The 17,662-nt window shown below is 39.0% G+C and carries 19 protein-coding genes; 2 read left to right on the top strand and 17 right to left on the bottom strand.

Translation table 11 applies throughout. From position 1 onward, the window contains the following. Positions 1–103 precede the first annotated feature (103 nt). From argJ to rpe, 9 genes are all read right to left on the bottom strand, one after another. Positions 104–1,324, bottom strand: coding sequence for a bifunctional glutamate N-acetyltransferase/amino-acid acetyltransferase ArgJ (argJ, locus tag BMW38_RS16685; protein WP_092710142.1), 1,221 nt, complete (start codon positions 1,322–1,324; stop codon positions 104–106). A 133-nt stretch (positions 1,325–1,457) separates the two neighbouring features. Next, a complete protein-coding gene (locus BMW38_RS16680) occupies positions 1,458–1,937 on the bottom strand; it encodes a methylated-DNA--[protein]-cysteine S-methyltransferase (protein WP_092710139.1) in 480 nt (159 codons plus the stop codon). A gap of 11 nt (positions 1,938–1,948) precedes the next feature. Continuing rightward, entirely contained in the window at positions 1,949–2,269 is a 321-nt protein-coding gene (locus tag BMW38_RS16675) for a DMT family transporter (RefSeq protein WP_092710137.1), read from the bottom strand. Positions 2,270–2,418: 149 nt separating this feature from the next. After that, on the bottom strand, positions 2,419–3,414 hold the full coding sequence (locus BMW38_RS16670; RefSeq protein ID WP_213031189.1) for a cation transporter: 996 nt from the start codon (positions 3,412–3,414) through the stop codon (positions 2,419–2,421). Between the two features lie 28 nt (positions 3,415–3,442). Beyond that, positions 3,443–4,198 (bottom strand): copper resistance protein B, encoded by a 756-nt coding sequence (locus tag BMW38_RS16665; protein ID WP_213031188.1) that lies wholly within the window; start codon positions 4,196–4,198, stop codon positions 3,443–3,445. Continuing rightward, positions 4,185–5,984 carry a copper resistance system multicopper oxidase gene (locus tag BMW38_RS16660; RefSeq protein ID WP_092710135.1) on the bottom strand — a complete coding sequence of 600 codons (1,800 nt, stop codon included), beginning with the start codon at positions 5,982–5,984 and terminating at the stop codon, positions 4,185–4,187. Before BMW38_RS16660 ends, BMW38_RS16665 begins: the two co-directional genes overlap by 14 nt. 40 nt (positions 5,985–6,024) lie before the next feature. Then, entirely contained in the window at positions 6,025–6,420 is a 396-nt protein-coding gene (locus BMW38_RS16655; RefSeq protein ID WP_003655883.1) for a hypothetical protein, read from the bottom strand. Positions 6,421–6,524: 104 nt separating this feature from the next. Then, positions 6,525–7,346, bottom strand: a complete 822-nt coding sequence (locus BMW38_RS16650) for a Cof-type HAD-IIB family hydrolase (protein WP_092710132.1) — start codon at positions 7,344–7,346, stop codon at positions 6,525–6,527. Positions 7,347–7,702: 356 nt separating this feature from the next. Next, entirely contained in the window at positions 7,703–8,389 is a 687-nt protein-coding gene (gene rpe, locus BMW38_RS16645) for a ribulose-phosphate 3-epimerase (RefSeq protein ID WP_092710129.1), read from the bottom strand. A 184-nt stretch (positions 8,390–8,573) separates the two neighbouring features. Between rpe and BMW38_RS16640 the strand changes: the two genes are divergently transcribed. After that, on the top strand, positions 8,574–8,846 hold the full coding sequence (locus BMW38_RS16640; RefSeq protein ID WP_009390654.1) for a DUF2218 domain-containing protein: 273 nt from the start codon (positions 8,574–8,576) through the stop codon (positions 8,844–8,846). Here BMW38_RS16640 and fghA read toward each other — a convergent pair whose 3' ends face one another. The 6 genes from fghA to BMW38_RS16610 all read right to left on the bottom strand — a co-directional run bounded on the left by fghA (position 8,847) and on the right by BMW38_RS16610 (position 14,030). Next, a complete protein-coding gene (gene fghA, locus BMW38_RS16635; RefSeq protein WP_092710127.1) occupies positions 8,847–9,692 on the bottom strand; it encodes an S-formylglutathione hydrolase in 846 nt (281 codons plus the stop codon). It lies immediately after the preceding gene. Then, a complete protein-coding gene (locus BMW38_RS16630) occupies positions 9,661–11,112 on the bottom strand; it encodes a C13 family peptidase (protein WP_092710124.1) in 1,452 nt (483 codons plus the stop codon). The genes fghA and BMW38_RS16630 overlap by 32 nt, the downstream gene beginning before the upstream one ends. 136 nt (positions 11,113–11,248) lie before the next feature. Beyond that, complete coding sequence (locus tag BMW38_RS16625) at positions 11,249–12,040, bottom strand: class I SAM-dependent methyltransferase (RefSeq protein ID WP_092710121.1); 792 nt, start codon at positions 12,038–12,040, stop codon at positions 11,249–11,251. An 11-nt stretch (positions 12,041–12,051) separates the two neighbouring features. Beyond that, positions 12,052–12,717 (bottom strand): tRNA (adenosine(37)-N6)-threonylcarbamoyltransferase complex dimerization subunit type 1 TsaB, encoded by a 666-nt coding sequence (gene tsaB / locus BMW38_RS16620; RefSeq protein WP_092710119.1) that lies wholly within the window; start codon positions 12,715–12,717, stop codon positions 12,052–12,054. 136 nt (positions 12,718–12,853) lie between these two features. Beyond that, complete coding sequence (locus tag BMW38_RS16615) at positions 12,854–13,381, bottom strand: gamma carbonic anhydrase family protein (RefSeq protein ID WP_092710212.1); 528 nt, start codon at positions 13,379–13,381, stop codon at positions 12,854–12,856. A 19-nt stretch (positions 13,382–13,400) separates the two neighbouring features. Continuing rightward, positions 13,401–14,030 (bottom strand): CoA pyrophosphatase, encoded by a 630-nt coding sequence (locus BMW38_RS16610; protein WP_092710116.1) that lies wholly within the window; start codon positions 14,028–14,030, stop codon positions 13,401–13,403. 114 nt (positions 14,031–14,144) lie between these two features. On the opposite strand from BMW38_RS16610, the gene BMW38_RS16605 reads away from it, so the two are divergent. Continuing rightward, positions 14,145–14,693 carry an NUDIX hydrolase gene (locus BMW38_RS16605; protein ID WP_045437523.1) on the top strand — a complete coding sequence of 183 codons (549 nt, stop codon included), beginning with the start codon at positions 14,145–14,147 and terminating at the stop codon, positions 14,691–14,693. A gap of 55 nt (positions 14,694–14,748) precedes the next feature. Here BMW38_RS16605 and BMW38_RS16600 read toward each other — a convergent pair whose 3' ends face one another. Together BMW38_RS16600 and filE are read right to left on the bottom strand one after the other, a co-directional pair. Further along, complete coding sequence (locus BMW38_RS16600; RefSeq protein WP_092710113.1) at positions 14,749–16,701, bottom strand: putative pilus system protein FilF; 1,953 nt, start codon at positions 16,699–16,701, stop codon at positions 14,749–14,751. 18 nt (positions 16,702–16,719) lie between these two features. Further along, positions 16,720–17,662 (bottom strand): putative pilus assembly protein FilE (filE, locus tag BMW38_RS16595; protein ID WP_092710110.1); only part of this gene is annotated, 943 nt, incomplete at its 5' end.

Genomic DNA, 17,662 nt, shown 5'->3' with positions numbered 1-17,662 from the left:
ATATAACGTTACTGCTTAAATGATTACTAACTTGAATCATTTAATATCAAAAGATGGGGCTAATAAAAAAGCCTCTTTGTCGAGGCTTGATTATAACTGATATTTAAGAACGGTAATCAGCATTAATTTTGACATAGTCGTAAGATAAGTCACAGGTATATACCGTGTCTTTGGCCTGACCGCGTCCTAAATCAACTCGAATGGTAATTTCTGTTTGTGCCATAACACGCGCACCCGCCTCTTCGGTATAGTCCTCGGCAGCTCCACCATCCTTACAGATTTGTACGTCATCTAGCCATACCTGAATTTTAGATACGTCTAAGTCTTTCACTCCAGCATAGCCAATTGCCGCCAAAATACGGCCCCAGTTCGGGTCAGATGCAAAAAGTGCAGTTTTGACGAGTGGTGAATGTGCAATGCTATAAGCAATATCACAACATTCTTGTGTGTTGCCACCGCCTTCTACAGCAACAGTAATAAACTTCGTTGCACCTTCGCCGTCACGTACAATTAACTGTGCTAAACGATTCATAACACGAGCCAGTACTTCTAACACCTGAGCGTAGCGTGCATCGTTAATTGAAGTAATTTCAGCTCCACCTGCCTGACCTGTTGCCACAAAAATACAAGAGTCATTGGTTGAGGTATCACCATCAATCGTAATACGGTTAAATGAATGCTCAACCGTTGTCTTTAATAAGCTTTGTACTAAATCACGGCTAATAGGTGCGTCTGTAGCTACAAAGCTCAACATGGTTGCCATGTTTGGACGAATCATGCCAGCGCCTTTACTAATACCTGTCATAGTATAAGTAATGCCATCTATCTCGAATTGTTCAGATGCACCTTTTGGTACTGTATCTGTGGTCATAATGCCAGACGCTGCATCATACCAAGCAGCCTCTTGCAAAGTATTTAATGCAGGTCGAAGTCCAGCAAGTAAACGCTCCATTGGAAGCTGCTCACCAATTACACCTGTAGAAAACGGTAAAATTTCTGAGCTGTTTACCCCAGCAATCTCAGCTAATTTTGCGCAAGTATCTTGAGCATTTTTCAAGCCTGTAGGTCCAGTACCTGCATTGGCATTACCCGTATTAATCACTAAATAGCGAGGATTACCTTGGGTAAGATGGGCTTTAGAGACATGAACAGGTGCAGCACAAAATGCATTTTGGGTAAATACACCTGCAACATTTGAACCTTCTGCAAACTCAAAAATAACTAAATCTCGTCGGTTTGGGTAACGTACATATGCTTCTGTTGAGCCAATTTTTACACCTTTTACCACATGCATTTGTGGCATTGTTACGTCACCGACAGCCATTTTTAGAACATCCAGAGTTTGTTATGAATAAGATTAATATTTCAAAAAAGCGATGCAATGAAGCACCTTCTTCATGAAATATCATTTTTGACAGCTTAGTAGAAAAGTCTAAAAAAATCGAGCGCAAAACGGCTCATTGTTGCTCTAGCTTTAATAAAATATCTTTCTTATCAAGACCACCAGCAAAACCAACTAATGCCCCACCCGCACCGATAACCCGATGGCACGGCGCAATAATCGAAATCGGATTTTTCCCATTTGCAGCGCCCACTGCTCGTACAGCTTTTTCATTACCAATTTGAATTGCGATTTCTTTATAACTTCTTGTTTCCCCATAAGGGATGGTGAGTAACGCAGCCCATACCTGTTTTTGAAATGCGGTTCCTTCGAAATCTAGTGGCAAAGAAAACTCACATCGCTTGCCTTCAAAATATTCTTCTAATTGTTGCTCAGTCTTTAATAAAACTGGATGTTCAACTTGTTCGACCAGCTCAGCCAGCCGAACACGTTTTGGATTTTCATTTTCCCAGAGTACTGCCACTAAAGCATTTTCATTCGCAACCAGCTTTAATTGCCCAACAGGCGAATTGATATACTTATAAGACAGCAACATAGTTTATTCTCTTAGGACGGCGACGAAATTTTCATTAAAACCAAACCTGACACAATCAGTACAGCGGCAATCATTCGCATAGCTCCAATTGGTTCATTGAGAAAAAATATACCAACTAAAAATGATCCAATTGCGCCAATTCCTGTCCAAACCGTATAGGCAGTGCCAAGAGGTAAAGTTTTCATTGAAATTGAAAGTAGAATTACACTCAAAATCATAAAAACTACAGTAATAATACTAGGGGTTAAGCGTGTAAAACCTTCGGACATTTTCATAGAATATGCCCAAATGATTTCAAATACACCTGCTAAAATTAAAATAGCCCAAGCCATAACATTCACTAATTTTTATATTGTCAGGTCGTCCTGACATGATGACCCATTATGGGGGAGGTCGTTCCTCCTTTATGTGAAGGCTCAGTTTACTTTAAAATAAAAAATGAAGGCAAACCCTATCTAAAGCTAGCCTGTCTTAGAAAATCTTATTGGTTTTTTAACTGTAAAATTTTTCGGGCACTATTTAAAACAAATAAAACAATAATCAGCCCAATAATTAAATCAGGATAAGGAGAACCTGTAATGGCAACTAATATTCCCGCAACAATAACACCTAAGTTTACAATGACATCATTTGCAGAAAAGATATAACTTGCTTTCATGTGTGCCCCACTCTCTTTATGGTCACTCATTAAATAAAGACAACTAATATTGGCTGCAAGCGCTAATCCACCAATTAAAATCATTAAAATTGAAACAGGTTCACTGCCATATATAAAGCGACGCAGCACATCAATTAACACAATGATGGCTAAGCCGAACTGCAACCAACCAGATAAATGTGCAGCCTTTAATTGAGCATTAAGATTTTTACCTACCACAAATAAGGCAATGCCATAAATTGCAGCATCGGCAAACATATCAAGCGAATCGGCGATTAACCCTGTCGATGAAGCAATAATGCCTGCCATAAACTCAATGACAAACATGACCCCATTAATGAGTAACAACCATTGTAAAACTTGCTTTTGTGCTGCATTCATTGAAGAACTGGCTCTAACCTTTTTAGGTTTTTCAACAGGTTCATAATGTGGCTGCGTTTGTTGTAACTCGGCTCCTAATCCTAAACGTTGTAGGCTTTGGGTAATCATTTCAGCTTGAGCACTGTGATAAATCGCCAAATGGCGTGCTGGTAAATCAAAATTAAGTTCCTGAATATCGTCAGCGTAAGAGGCTAAAGCCATCCGTACCATTTGCTCTTCGGCTGCACAATCCATGTGAGGAATATGATAATAACTCACCCATTGGCTCTTCTTAGCCCCGCGTTCACTAGGCGTAGAATACTCCTGAGAAGGCATGCTTGAGCACCCGCAGCTAGAACTACTTTTACTTAAATGTATTTGATTCTCTTGTTTTTCTAAAGCCATCTGTGCACCATAACTGACACAAAAAACAATGCCATTAGTATAAACCAATGGCATGTCGTTAAGCTTACTTTTTGTTCTGCAATTAGAATTTTAGTGTTAACCCTGCTCCATAATACCAACCATGTTCAGAGTCGGTTCCAGTTTGCCAAGCAGTTTGTTTTAAGCCTTTTTCATAGCCATAACCGACATCAACAAATGGCATGACCTTTTTGTTGATTTCATAACGGGTTTGAAAACCAGCTTGTAAACTCGATAGACCTGTTTTACTGGCATAGCGAGATTCATCTTGCAAAACAACGTCTGCTTTTAAATAAGGTTTACCAATCAACTTTTGGGTAAAGAGTAAGTCTCTTTCCGTCTCTAAGCTTAACTTCCATAGCTGGTCTTCACCGGCATAGAGATAGGCATCGGTTTCAAAAAAGTAAGGTGCCATGCCATGTAAACCCACTACACCTGTCCAGCGATCTTGATTTTTGTCTTCCCGCTGTAAACGTTCGTAGTTCACCCCAGCCTGTACATCCCAATAATCAGCTACATTTCGACTGTAAAGTAATGAGCCACCGTAATTAGTATCTTCTGACTCAGCCTTTTCAACATGAGCTTTGATAAATAGTTTGTTTTCATCAGTTCCCACCCAACTTTCTAATTCAGAAGAAAAACTACCTTCTCCCTCTTCATTTTGAGTCCAGCCTGTATCAATCGTAGTCGCCTGATAAACCTGACCACCATGTTCGCGTAAATGATCATGTGTTAAAGGTTCTTGAGCAAAACTAAATACAGATACGCTCGAGAAAGCACTGCAACATATCATTTGAGAAAATAACTTAGTGATGCGCATGACTAGCTCCTTTCTCATTTTCAGATTGAACAGGTGCTTGAGATGCATCTACTGCTCCATCATTCACTTGAGCCACAATCAACTTATTCATCATTCCGGCACTCATGTGATAGAGCAAATGGCAATGGATCGCCCATTCTCCTAAGGCATCGGCTGTCAATAACGCAGTAACGGTCTTTCCTGGTGGAACAATAACGGTATGTTTATTAGGTAAGTTTTCAGCTTGCTGACCATTTTCTAATTGCATAAACATGCCATGTAAATGCATTGGATGGGCCATCATGCTGTCATTCACAAACTTCAAGCGAATACGTTCACCATATTTAACTTGTAATGGCTCAGTTTCGCTAAATTTCTTGCCATTAATGGTCCAGATATAACGCTCCATGTTTCCGCCTAAACGAATGACTAATTCTCGTTCCGGCGCACGGGTGTCTGGTTGAGGTGTTAAAGACTGCAAATCACTATACTGCAATTCTTTCATACCGGCTGGTGTTGAAGCATTTGCCCAGCCATAAACTGGCTCATCTTTTTTAGTCGTACTTTCAGATTGAGCTGGCATTTCATGATTCATATTCATCATAGCGTGATCATGCTCACTAGATGGCTTTGCCTGCATATCGTGTTTCATTTCAGGCATAGCAGACATGTCATGTTGCATGTTCATCTGATGGCCAGCATGTTCATCACTCGCTCCATCACCATGACTCATGCCCATATCATCCATGGTCAATAAAGATCGCGGACGTGGCTGTGGCATTTGAATTGGACCAACCACCTGAGTATTTTCATCATGCAAAGTACCAATAGCAAAACCACTACGGTCAATTGACTCTGCTTCAATCTGATAGCTTGCCTGTTTAGGTTCAACAATCACATCATAGGTTTCGGCTGTGCCAATACGAAACTCATCAATTGCAACAGGTTTTACTGGCTGCCCATCTGCACTCACGACTGTCATTTTCAAGTTTGGAATTCTGACATCAAAAAATGACATTGCCGATGCGTTAATAAATCGTAATCGAACCTTATCTCCCGCCTTAAAATCCCCTGTCCAGTTTTGCTGCGGTGTCTTACCGTTGACTAAGAAGGTATAACCCGTCACATCAGACATATCGGTTTTTAACATCCGCATCTGGTTCCACATCGAACGATCTTGCCAAGTTGCTTTTAAGCCTTGAGCTTTAACCTGCTTCCAGACATCAGATACGGTTTCACGGCGATTTTGATAATACTCAGCAGATTTTTTCAAATTCTTCATAATGCTATCGCTAGAAGAGTTATGAAAATCTGAAAGCATCACAACATAATCACGGTCAGTTTTTTCATGTGCTGCAACTGGTGTTCTCCCTTTCGGATAAATCACGAGTGGGCCATATAAACCGTCTTGCTCTTGGCCTTTACTATGGGCGTGATACCAATAGGTGCCGTTTTGTTTCACCTTAAAGCGGTAAACAAAATCTCCGTTTGGAGCAATTCCTTTAAAACCATTGAAACCCGGTACGCCATCCATTAACCCTGGCAGTAACAACCCATGCCAGTGCAAAGACGTATCCTGATTCTTTAATTGGTTATGAACATGAATAACAGCCTCATCTCCTTCCTCAAACTCAAGGAGTGGTGCTGTAAACTTGCCATTTACCGTAATTCGTTTGAGCGGCTGACCGGTAACATTGACCTGTTGTTCATTAATATTAAGGTGATATTCCTTAATTGCCGCGAGGGACCATGGTGAAACCAATAGCCCAAATACAGCGACTAAGCTGCTAATTGTTTTATGAGACATTGCTGTAATCCTTTTTAATTAAAAAATAAGTAAGAAAGGATTAAGCTTTAGGAGGACGTAAAATTTCTTGCCAGTATCCGGCTAAATGCTGAGCCTGATAAATACTGCTAAATTGAGACGATATGGGAACAAATTGTGATTCAAGGTCTGGGACCGCTTGTTGCAGAGCCAGATTCACGATTTGGCAATGTACGGGGTTACAGTCCTTACAATGCTCACCGTGCGAATGAAGAGACTGCGTCATGGTTTGATGACATACAGTCTGATCATCTGCTTGAACATGTACAGAGTGATGAGTCATTTTTTCACTATGACACGGCATCGTGTGAAGATCATGCTGCATAGGCGTCTGAGCAATAGACACACCACTCCACCCAATGACCAAAGTCATTAGGAACACAAACCAAGCATACTTGCGTAAGTGTTGTAGGGCCATTGTCGTTTATTGCCTTATGCAATTTATATATCTTAGGTGCATTAGCATAACTAAGTTTTAAAAGAGATACAATTTTTCCATCTTAACTGTTTGTTTTAAATTAATTAAACAAATGGTGATTGATGCTGAAGCACTAAATCAATCACTTGCAATGCACCCTCTTGCTCATTACTCACAGTCGTATACGGTGCTACTGCTTTTAAAGCTTCTACTGCATTTTCAACCGCAAACCCATAACCCACTGCTTTAATCATCTGGATATCATTATTATTGTCACCAATTGCAACCACTTGATCAGGTTCAACCTGCCATTTTTCTAATAGAAGCTTCAAACCATGTGCTTTATGCTGGTCAGGAAGAATAAGATCGATAAAGTCAAAACCACTTGAAACGGGAACTAATAATTGATCTGCAACAAAACTTTGCTGCTGAAGATCTTGAAAAATAGCAAAACTTTCGTTTTTCTGAGCAATAAAAGTAATTTTGCACACCAAATCTTTTAATGCATAAAAATCCTCTACAACTATTAGCTTTTCAAAGTATCGAGCGACCTTAGCATAGTCATCGGCTTGCATAGACTTGTGTACATAAGCGCTCTGCTTTCCGCAGATCACCATTTTAGATATATAGGTTGAATCAATTGCTTTTAATGTCTCAATAAATTGTTGCTGACTTAAATGAGCAAAAGCTATTTCTTGCCCTGCATCTAAAACATGTGCGCCATTTTCTGCAATAAAAGCAATTTCATGACTAATTTCTGGAAAGTAGGTAACAAGCTTTGCGAGTTGGTTACCACTGGCAACCACAAAATGAATATTATTTTGTTTGAGTTGTTCGTACTGTTTTAAAAAACGTGCTTTGTTGTACTGCTTCTTAGAATTAAGAAAAGTCCCATCCATATCTACCGCTAAAATTTTTATCGTCATTAATTATCTAGATCTCTTACTAAAATCTTATTAAACCAAATTTAGCTTTATTTTTCATGACACTTTTACAGTTTTACATCTATATATCTATTAAAAGACCTACACACAGTATTATCGTTTTTTGCACAGGTTATTTTTTAGTAAAGCTTAATAAAAAACCAGCTAATAAAATATCCAACCCGCATAAAAAAAGAACGCCAAAACGTTCTTTTTTCACACATTCAGCCTAGAGAATAAGCAGTTGATCTAATTTTGTTTATTTTACCAACATCTTATCCATATGGTTATCAACACAGTTATCCATACAGTTATAAACAAAGTTATCCACAAGCTTCCCCTTGATTAAGCATACTTTTTTAAGCGTCTACACTACCTACTTTCGCAAGTTCTGCACGCATTTGATCAATTACAACTTTATAATCTGGTTGACCAAAAATGGCTGAACCAGCTACAAACATATCTGCACCAGCTTCTGCAATTTCACGAATATTTGCAGGACCAACACCACCGTCTACCTCTAAACGAATATCACGACCACTCGCATCAATAATTTTACGAGCTTCACGCAATTTTTCTAAGGTCATTGGAATGAACTTTTGCCCACCAAAGCCAGGGTTCACACTCATGATTAAAATTTGGTCAACTTTATCAAGCACATAATCTAAATAGTGTAATGGCGTTGCAGGGTTAAATACTAAACCGGCTTTTGCCCCACCTGATTTAATCAGCTGTAATGAACGGTCAATGTGATGAGAGGCTTCTGGGTGAAACGTAATAATATCAGCACCAGCTTCCAGAAAGTCTCCAATAATGCGGTCAACCGGAGACACCATTAAATGCACATCAACAGGCGCTGTAATCCCGTAACTTTTTAAAGCCTTACAAATGCCAGCACCAAAAGTTAAATTTGGAACATAGTGGTTATCCATTACATCAAAATGCACTACATCTGCACCTGCGGCTAACACTTTGTCTACATCTTCGCCTAAACGAGCAAAATCGGCAGATAAAATAGAAGGAGCAATCAAATAAGGCTTGGACATAAGTGGATGACCTGGCTAAGAGTTTAAGGAGAGGCTTAAAATTATAACAAAAAACCGTCTACTTGGCCTGCTCTTCCTTGCTCAAATCGCAACATTTCAAACTTGCAACGTAACGTTGCAACATTAGAATGCTAAGCGCTAAATGAATTTGTTAAGGTACATTAAAGTAATGTGAGGATTGATAATGAAAAGCACAACTCATCTATTAACAAATGATGGTAAACGTATTGCAAAACGTCTAGTTAATCATTGGAAACACAAATTTGAAGTACAAGAGACTGAACAAGATTTTAAAATTTTAATGCCTACAGCAACCATTACGCTTGCCCCTGCAACAGAGCAGTTAAACGTTGCTATTGATAGCCAGCTAGATGACCATGACCACTTAGAAAAAGTCGTGCTTGATCATCTAAACCGCATGGCTCAACAAGAATTTCAGGTGGAATGGCAACATTAATTAGCCATTTACCTTTTCTAACTGGATTGCATGAAACTGTAAATGCTCATCCATAAAGGTTTGAATAAAGTAATAGCCATGATCATAGCCAGCATGTTGTCTTAAAGTTAAAGGTTGTCCTGCTTTTAAACATGCTTGCTTAAATTTTTCAGGGTGAAGTTGTTCATAAAATTGGTCATCCAATCCCTGATCAACCAAAATTTCATCAAACACTGCACCATTTTTCAAGACTAAAGCTGTGGCATCATGAGCAAGCCAGCTTTCGCGATCTGCACCTAAATAATAACTAAAGGCTTTGTCTCCCCATGCACATTCAGTTGGTGCACAGATCGGTGCAAAAGCAGATACAGACTTGAACTTTTCAGGATATTTAAAAGCCAAAGTTAATGCGCCATGGCCACCCATTGAGTGCCCAAAGATACCAACTTGTTGAGCGTTTACAGGAAAGCTTTTCAAAATGAGTGGATATAACTCATCAATCAAATAGCTTTCCATTTGATAATGCTCAGACCAAGGTGTTTGCGTTGCATTAATATAGAAACCTGCGCCTTGACCTAAATCCCAATTATCCCCTGCAGCAACCTGCTCTCCACGAGGAGAAGTGTCCGGTGTAATCAGTATTAGGCTTAATTGTGCCGCCATATGTTGTGCATGTGCTTTTATGGCAAAGGTTTCTTCAGTACAAGTTAAACCTGCTAAATAAAACAAGGTTGAACAAGCTTTACCTTCTAATGCAGCTGGTGGAAAATACACCCCAAACTTAGCTGGCCCTTTTAATAACTGAGATTCAAATTGGTAAACACGTTGCTCACCTTCAAAGCAGCGGTTTGTTTGCAGGAGTTGCATCGTTTTTGGCCTCTGTTTTTGTTTGAGCAATATCTACACTACCAGTATTTTGCTGAGGAAATAGATACTTTTCCAATTGAGGTAGCATAAGTTCCATATTTTTACCAATCATCCACTGAGGCTCTGAAGGTTCTACACCTTGAGCCACTTCCCATTTGGTTACAGTTTGCTTAGCTGTGTTAAACGAATCTTTCATCGAAGATTGCTCTCGCATAGCCAAATCAAAGAAAGCTCGACCAAAATAAGTATAGTCAGCTTCGTTATTACATCCAAAAGAAGTTTTATCAGCAGCAGATGCAGTAATAATTAAAGTATCAGGAGACTGTAAAGCAGGAATAAAGCTTCCTGAATAACAGGCAGAAATAACAATTACACGCCAGCGAATACCGGATTTATCAAGTGTTTCACGCAACCATTTAGGGTCTACTTGCCCCAGATCTAATGGTGCATTTTCAATTTCGAAGTGATTCTGTTCACCGTGTGAAGTCATATATAGAAATAGGACATCACTATCGCGGTTCATTTGCTGCCCCATACGGCGTAGGGCTAACTCTATACTGGTTTTAGAGGCAATCGGAATTTCTGTACGGGTGTCTGGATTATTGACCAACATCATCGAACGACCCACAGTAGCAAAGCGTGTATCAAACTGTTCTTTAATACGGACTACTTCCGATTTAAAAACATCTTGGTAGCTATCACCTGCCACGCCTAAAAAATACCAATGACTTTTTGCCTGCTCACCATATTGGACTTGCTCTAAAGAATCATTCAGCAGCTTACTTTGTGCATAAAAAGCATCTTCAGCAAATGTTGGAGCCGAATCTTCGACCTTCCAAATCGGTTGATCTTTTACAGAAAGTTGCCACACTACCATTGTTGCAATAGTCGCAACCATGACAAGTGCACGTTCCCACCAAGGCCACTTGAGCTCACGTGAGAAAACCCAAATAACGGCTAAGCTTTGCCATACGAACAAAGCAACAAATAGGCTTGGTAAAATTCCGTTATAAATAGCATCGGGAATAAAGTTGAGATAACCGTTAGAGCCCAAATACTGAATTAAACATTGAATTAATAAAATATTGGTATCTAGAACCAGCCAAAGTAAAGCAGGCACTAGCATTAAACGAGGTTGATTGGTGCGCTGTGATAAGAAAATACCAACAATTAAGGCAATAAACGGCCAAAGTGCATAACCAATTAAACCTTGTGAATTGAAATCACCGATTTGACCGGCCACAAGCCAGCTATAAAGAGAGTTAGTACATCCCCCTAAAATTCCCCAGACAATGAGCTGAAGAATAGATGGATGTACAATTTGTAAAGAACGTCTTGATCCCAAAAACAGCCACATTCCGGCAATTTGGTTGCTTTTAAAATCATGCCAAAAGTTAATGGAGGGTTTAAGATCAATCATAAAAGGTTTTCAAAAATTTCGTTTTTGTCAGGCATCTTAAGTGTATGCCTGCTAAGAATTTTAGCAATCATGCTTTTGAACTATATCACATATATTTGTGCATTATTCAAGCAATAAAACCTAACCTTACATAAGCCTACTGAAAATACGCATCAAAACGACAAGCATCTCCTTGCCATTGATGAGCTGGCTCCTGATTTGCCAAGAAAATAGCATGGCGTGGCCGTTTAACCACTACACGTTTAGCAACTTTCTGTGCCAAAACCAGCAAATTATCTCCTAAATCCATCTCACCATCTTCGGGTAAAAGTAGATGTAAAAGCTGCATCTGTTTTTTAACTTGAGCTTGTTTTTTGATTGCTTGATGATTCTGATCACGCTGTGGAAACATCGGGTCTAGATAAACCACATCAATCATTTGAGCTGTTTGCTGTAACTGTTGTAAATAACTTGCAGAGTCAGCAAAGATCAGTTGAATCCGATCCATAAACTGGCTTAAAAAGCTATCTTGTTCAGCTTGAGCTTTTGCATCTTCAAGTAAGGTAAATAAAATCGGATGGCGCTCAACCAATTGTATTTGTGCGCCAAGATAAGCCATGAGCAAACTATCATGGCCTAAACCAGCCGTAGCATCGATTAAGACAGGTTTTTCACCTAACTGACAAGCCCGAGCAATCATTTCTGATTTAAGACTTGCACGTTTTAAACGGGAAATTTCGGCTTTCCAGTCGGGCTGCATTTTCATGCCATTTGCAGATAACCATAGCCCGTTTTCATCTGCACAAAGTGCCAACTCAGGATTTAAACGCAAAAAACGTGCATTCAGCTTTTCAACTGGCTGCAATTCTACAGTCACACCTCTAGAACAAAGTACAGCTTGGTAGTGCTGTGCTTGTTCTTGAAAATCTACTTCAAAATATATGTGCATGAGTAGTGCCTTTATTTTGCTTTACCCTGATCTGCTATTTTTTTCCATGCATCATCACGCAAATAAACAGGTAAAGCATGTTCAGCATCAACCCACTGCTTTTGCGCTGCATAAACACGTGCAATAGAAGCAATGTCTTGTGCTGTTGCAGTGATTGTTTGATGCTCTGCATCAGCTTGAAGGAGCTTTGCACCCGAACCAATTAAGCAATGTTTTGCATAAGCAGTCGCTGGCTCGTAGCCCATTAATTTTTCTTCATCAATACATTGCATAATTCCATGCTCGTCTAGAATAAAACTTGCAATATAAACTTCATTCATACGAGCATCGAGAACCGCAGTCACCTGTTCTAAACCTTCAAGTCGGTATGCCGCTTGAGCTAAAGCTTGCAAACTCGAAACGGGAATAACGGGTAAATCTTGTGACCATGCCAAAGCCTGAGTCACAGCTGCATTAATTCGGACGCCACTAAAAGAACCCGGCCCACGGCTAAAGGCAATTGCATCCAGACCAGCAACCTCAAGACCTGTTTGTTGTAGCCCCTGCTCAATCATCGGCAAAATGGTCTGGGTTTGTGCTTTCGCCCGCGTATCGAGTTGAAAAAACAGTTCTTGGGTTTCATCGACTAATGAGATAGAACACTGCTCATTTGCAGTTTCCAACGCCAGCAATTTCATGCACAACCTTAGTATTAAATCAGATTAAAAACGGGAGTTATGATACCCCACTCGGCTCTGATAGGCGAGTTGTTCTCTGTCTAAATAAAAATGCCAAGATTTAACTTGGCATAAAAAATATATTGCTAAAAAAGAGTTAAAAGTGAAATTCTTTTAAATCACTATAACTTTTAAAATGTTCAGCATAATGCAATGCACTCAACCGTATTTTTGCCGCACCGTCCTCATCTAAAGTCTTAACAATTTTGCCGGGCGATCCCATCACCACTGAGTTATCTGGAATGACTTTCCCTTCAGGAATTAAGGCATTGGCTCCGATAATACAATTTTTGCCAATCACAGCTCGATTTAAAATCACGGCATTCATACCAATCAAGCTGTTATCACCAATCGTGCAGCCATGTAGCATAACTTTATGCCCGACTGTGACATATTCACCAATATTTAGCTCTAGCCCAGCATCGGTATGTAAGACAGAATTTTCTTGAATATTAGAAAAATCACCAATTCGCACTACACAGTTATCAGCACGAACTACTGCACCAAACCAAATACTGACCTGACGGCCTAGTTCCACCTGCCCAATAAGTGTTGCAGTTGGAGCAACCCAGCCATCCCATGGTTCATATAATGCTTTTGGGTGCTGTCCTTGATAGCTATACATCATAATTTATCAATCCTGATCATTTATTCTTATGTGAAAATTTTGGCATACCAAATGTTGGTGAGTTGAGTAAAAATGGCCACTCTTTCTGATAACCCAATCCATATTTAAACAGAGCAACTAACATACGAGCAGTTAAACCCCAAATAATTTCATTATCAATCTGTAAACTCGGAAAGTATAAAGATTGATGGGCATAACGTACTTCGTAAGGCATGGGTCTTGTATCAATTAATTCTTGCAAAGGCACAAAAAAAATTCGATCTATTTCAGTAGGCTGAGGTATTAATTGAACCTCTGGGGGAATAAGCCCAACAATGGGTTTTACAGACAACCCGCTTCGTGCACGTTGCATTGGCAAATCACCTAACAACTGCACATCAAAAGGATTTAAAGCGGTCTCTTCCTGAGCTTCTCTTAGCGCTACAACGATATTACTGGTATCACTGGGATCACGTTTTCCACCCGGAAAAGAAACTTCCCCCGCATGGTTGTTCATATGTATTGAACGGCGTGTAAGCAGTACCTTAGGATCATTTTCATTTGTAATAGCAATCAGTACTGCTGCTTGTGCTTCTTGTATGCGGGTGGAAAAGCGCAATCTTTGCTGTAACTTATGTGTTAGCAAGTGCTCTTCCATACCATTCACCTATTATTCTGTCTCTCTTTGCATCATATCTGAAAAATAAACTTAAGACATAGAGTTGATGCGTAAGTCTAAAAATTCAGTTATGCTGAGGCATCTCTATACTCGATGATAATTATGAGTTTCTGTGTAGCGTGTGGGCATAAAACCGAACAAAAAATTCCTTTAGGTGATCATAAAGTACGCCGTGTTTGTACTCATTGTGGCAATATTCATTATGAAAATCCCAAAGTAATCTGCGGTGCCTTAGCGTTATGGGAAGACAAAGTATTACTCTGTCGTCGTGCGATTGAACCTCGTTATGGTTTATGGACTTTACCTGCTGGTTATATGGAATTGTTCGAGACCATGGAACAAGGTGCAGCACGCGAAACTCGTGAAGAAGCAGAAGCCGAGATTGAAATAGAGCAACTGTATTGTATGTACAATATTCCTCGTATTGGTCAAATTTATGTGCTGTTTAAAGCACAGCTGAAAGATGGAATTTTTGGTGCAGGCGAAGAAAGTATCGAGAGTCGCCTGTTTGAAGAACATGAAATTCCATGGGGCGAACTTGCCTTTCCTAGCGTTGAACATACACTAAGACATTATTTTGAAGACCGTAAACAACAAGTTTTTCCAACGCATCTTGAAACTTTGGGTACTCGTTTAGACCATACTGGCTAATCAATTAGATAATAAAAAAGACCGCTTTCGCGGTCTTTTTTATTTGTTTAATATTTTAAGATTTAGTTTTAATTGCTTTACATGCGGGAATAGACTGATCCGCTAGTTTGATTGTTACTGTACCTAACATACGTTGAGCCAAAGCTTTATCCGCAGCGGTTGGAGCAGGCACATCCTTAAGCTTATTATAACTTGCTTGAACTGCGGCATGCTGATTATACCAAGCAGTATCAGTATCGAAATCAATACTCGTACTATCTACCTTATTCGCCAACAAGTTAAATAAGTTTAGTTTTGCTGGACCAGGTGAAGGACCTACAAAAGTTAGCCCAACCATCACACCATCAATATTCTCAAATTTTGGATTAGATAAAATCATACGCACGTAAACAGACTGTTCGCTATTTGAAGAATCATCAACTGTCGCAGCTGTAGTACCAATCCGATATTGTTGGACTCCATTACTATCCACTAAACTATTTTCAGACACTGTGGCGCATTGGCCTGACATGTCATTTGTTGTGGAATTAGGTTTGATATCAGTACGAATATCACCATTTTCATCAATAACAATACCTAAATTTACAGGTTGAATTGTCTTATCTGAAAAATTAAATGTCAGTGTTGCATGTAGAGGAAAAATATAAGTTTCTCCTAATTTTACATTACCCGATGTTTTAAAAACTGTTCTTTCTAGGTAACTAATAGGACTACTTTTAATTATACTCAATATCCCATTATAGCTATCACCATCAACGTTTTGACGCCAGAGACCATAATGTTGCGGATTACCTGTACTGAGTTTTGTTAAGTATTTATAGAATGGTTCTGTCCCCGCCAATCCATAGTCATTAAAGAATTTACCTTGATAAATCTGTAAATCTTCATTCGGATTATCAGAGGAACTTAAACGAAGTGGAGTCGTTGGCTGAACCTCACGGCTAACAGGATTTAACCAAGCATTCTGTGCGTTTACATTTAATTTAGCTGGTTTAACTTTTGATGTTAACAAATAAGGATTTTGTACTTTGTTATCTATTACAACGGCGCTTCCTTTCCACTGTAAACCATATCCTAATGTATAACCTTGTCGGTCTGATAATAAATAAAGCTCATCTGATGAATGGCGTAAATTAGTAGTATTATTAAAACATTCTTCCTGTGTAGTTCTATTACAACCTCTGAAAACTTGATAATTTTGTAATATCGGTGATGAACTACTAAATAAATTTAATGATTGAAAAACGCCAGCATTACTTAAATTCGTCGTTTGTACGACTAACTTATAAGCTTCATCATCAGAGATTTGCCCTACATCCAGCCATGGTTTCAAAATACTTGCATAAGCACCATTTTTTAATTCTGTAGCGGTTACGCTCTGAGAAATTTTAGTAAGTTGATCTTTCTTTGTATCTGTAAGTTGTGTCGGTTGTATATCCCCAATCAGGTTATCACCATTTTCCACACCAATACTTTGGAAGATTTTTATTAAAGCAATCGCCACTTTAATTGTTTCATCATTTTTATCTAATGTTGCTGGAGTTTTACCAGTAATACCACTTGCCAAATCCAGCACTCTTAAATATATCGGATTGCTCTGTTTAGTATTACCATTAATGGCAGTAAATTTTCCAATCGTATCAAGATTAACGTTTCCTAAGAAAACCTTTTTATTATCTTTACTCTGAACATAAAAACGTGCTGTATCGCCTACTTTGCACGATCCAATTACTGCGTTTCCGGAAAATTTAGTAGCGTAATGAAAATTTGTTGCCGAACTACAATCGAAATTAATACCACCTATCGGGTAATCTAAAGCGAATTGCAAACAAGTTGAATCTTCTGCACCAATATCACTCGTTGTCGGTGTACAACTGCCTGAAGATAAGTTTCCATTATTACTACCAGAATTCGGATCTTCACTAATATTGGAACTACCGCCACCACAACCATTTAGCATGATCGCTAATGTGGTTAGTGCAAAAGGCCATAAAACTTTTTTATTCATTAGATACCCTACTTATTTTTAACGTAATACGGAAATTTGAATTTGTCCCTGATTTGTTAACTCTTTTTCTCCAACATCCACCGCAGAGGATAAAGGCGTCATCATCATGTAATGTGCTGAAGGTGGTACTTTCAAAACGCCTTGAATTGATGAATGTTGTAACATCGTTGAAGGATAAGATTTACTCTTAAACCCACTGACTCCTTCTAAAATGCAACCCTTATTATCTAAAAAGATTACTAGAGGCCAGTAATAAAGAGGCTTCTCATTACTAGCAGCAAATGACATAAGTTTTAAATGCTGAACAGAAGGATTTAGCTGTACTACTTCATATTCAAATTTTTCTTTCAATGGCTTACGGGGCCATAAACTTACTTCTTTATTTATGCTAAGCGTCTTAATTGATTTGTTATAACCTTTAATAAAACATTTGTCTTGTTCAAAAGCTGCTTCTAACTCTTGCGAAGATAACCGCATATATGTTGGGGCCAATACAACAGTAGATTCGTCATCTTTAGCCTGCCGATTAAAAAGCTGATCTAAAGTTGAACGACTCACACCTTTTTTACGCTCTATTGACTCAGTTCTTCCTAAGCCATCAGGCATAAGATAAAAACGCTTTTTACCTTCAAGATTAAATTCTTGATCTTCAAGATACTCATTATTTACATATTCTATATTATCAATCGTTGTAAATTTAGACTTATCCTGTGAAGAGACAGCTGATGGGGCTGCCTGTGATGTGCTTTTTATTGGCGGTGGAACTAAAATAAGCTTTTTCTTCCACTCATCATTAGGGGCTGATTGAAGCTTTTCATTTTCGAGAGGTTTAGTTTTCTCTGCAGATGTTTTTAATTCGCTAACAGCGACCTTAGCTTCGTCAGTATTTTTCTGAGTTTTTTGCGGTGCAGTCGGTACAGTCGGTGCAGTCGGTGCAGTCGGTGCAGTCGGTGCAGTCGGT

It is taken from the genome of Acinetobacter sp. yr461 (genome assembly GCF_900110445.1).
Lineage (GTDB): Bacteria > Pseudomonadota > Gammaproteobacteria > Pseudomonadales > Moraxellaceae > Acinetobacter > Acinetobacter calcoaceticus.
Note: the sequence above shows the minus strand (reverse complement) of the source record. Positions and strands in the feature narration are given on the sequence as shown.

Excerpts from the sequence above, each read along its gene's own strand:
- BMW38_RS16625 (WP_092710121.1), bottom strand. The coding sequence starts at position 12,040 with ATGCACATATATTTTGAAGTAGATTTTCAAGAACAAGCACAGCACTAC.
- BMW38_RS16615 (WP_092710212.1), bottom strand. The coding sequence starts at position 13,381 with ATGTATAGCTATCAAGGACAGCACCCAAAAGCATTATATGAACCATGG.
- BMW38_RS16605 (WP_045437523.1), top strand. The coding sequence starts at position 14,145 with ATGAGTTTCTGTGTAGCGTGTGGGCATAAAACCGAACAAAAAATTCCT.
- BMW38_RS16655 (WP_003655883.1), bottom strand. The coding sequence starts at position 6,420 with ATGGCCCTACAACACTTACGCAAGTATGCTTGGTTTGTGTTCCTAATG.
- BMW38_RS16680 (WP_092710139.1), bottom strand. The coding sequence starts at position 1,937 with ATGTTGCTGTCTTATAAGTATATCAATTCGCCTGTTGGGCAATTAAAG.
- BMW38_RS16650 (WP_092710132.1), bottom strand. The coding sequence starts at position 7,346 with ATGACGATAAAAATTTTAGCGGTAGATATGGATGGGACTTTTCTTAAT.
- BMW38_RS16660 (WP_092710135.1), bottom strand. The coding sequence starts at position 5,984 with ATGTCTCATAAAACAATTAGCAGCTTAGTCGCTGTATTTGGGCTATTG.
- BMW38_RS16600 (WP_092710113.1), bottom strand. The coding sequence starts at position 16,701 with ATGAATAAAAAAGTTTTATGGCCTTTTGCACTAACCACATTAGCGATC.
- BMW38_RS16640 (WP_009390654.1), top strand. The coding sequence starts at position 8,574 with ATGAAAAGCACAACTCATCTATTAACAAATGATGGTAAACGTATTGCA.
- BMW38_RS16670 (WP_213031189.1), bottom strand. The coding sequence starts at position 3,414 with ATGCCATTGGTTTATACTAATGGCATTGTTTTTTGTGTCAGTTATGGT.
- rpe (WP_092710129.1), bottom strand. The coding sequence starts at position 8,389 with ATGTCCAAGCCTTATTTGATTGCTCCTTCTATTTTATCTGCCGATTTT.
- BMW38_RS16630 (WP_092710124.1), bottom strand. The coding sequence starts at position 11,112 with ATGATTGATCTTAAACCCTCCATTAACTTTTGGCATGATTTTAAAAGC.
- tsaB (WP_092710119.1), bottom strand. The coding sequence starts at position 12,717 with ATGAAATTGCTGGCGTTGGAAACTGCAAATGAGCAGTGTTCTATCTCA.
- fghA (WP_092710127.1), bottom strand. The coding sequence starts at position 9,692 with ATGCAACTCCTGCAAACAAACCGCTGCTTTGAAGGTGAGCAACGTGTT.
- BMW38_RS16665 (WP_213031188.1), bottom strand. The coding sequence starts at position 4,198 with ATGCGCATCACTAAGTTATTTTCTCAAATGATATGTTGCAGTGCTTTC.
- argJ (WP_092710142.1), bottom strand. The coding sequence starts at position 1,324 with ATGGCTGTCGGTGACGTAACAATGCCACAAATGCATGTGGTAAAAGGT.
- BMW38_RS16675 (WP_092710137.1), bottom strand. The coding sequence starts at position 2,269 with ATGGCTTGGGCTATTTTAATTTTAGCAGGTGTATTTGAAATCATTTGG.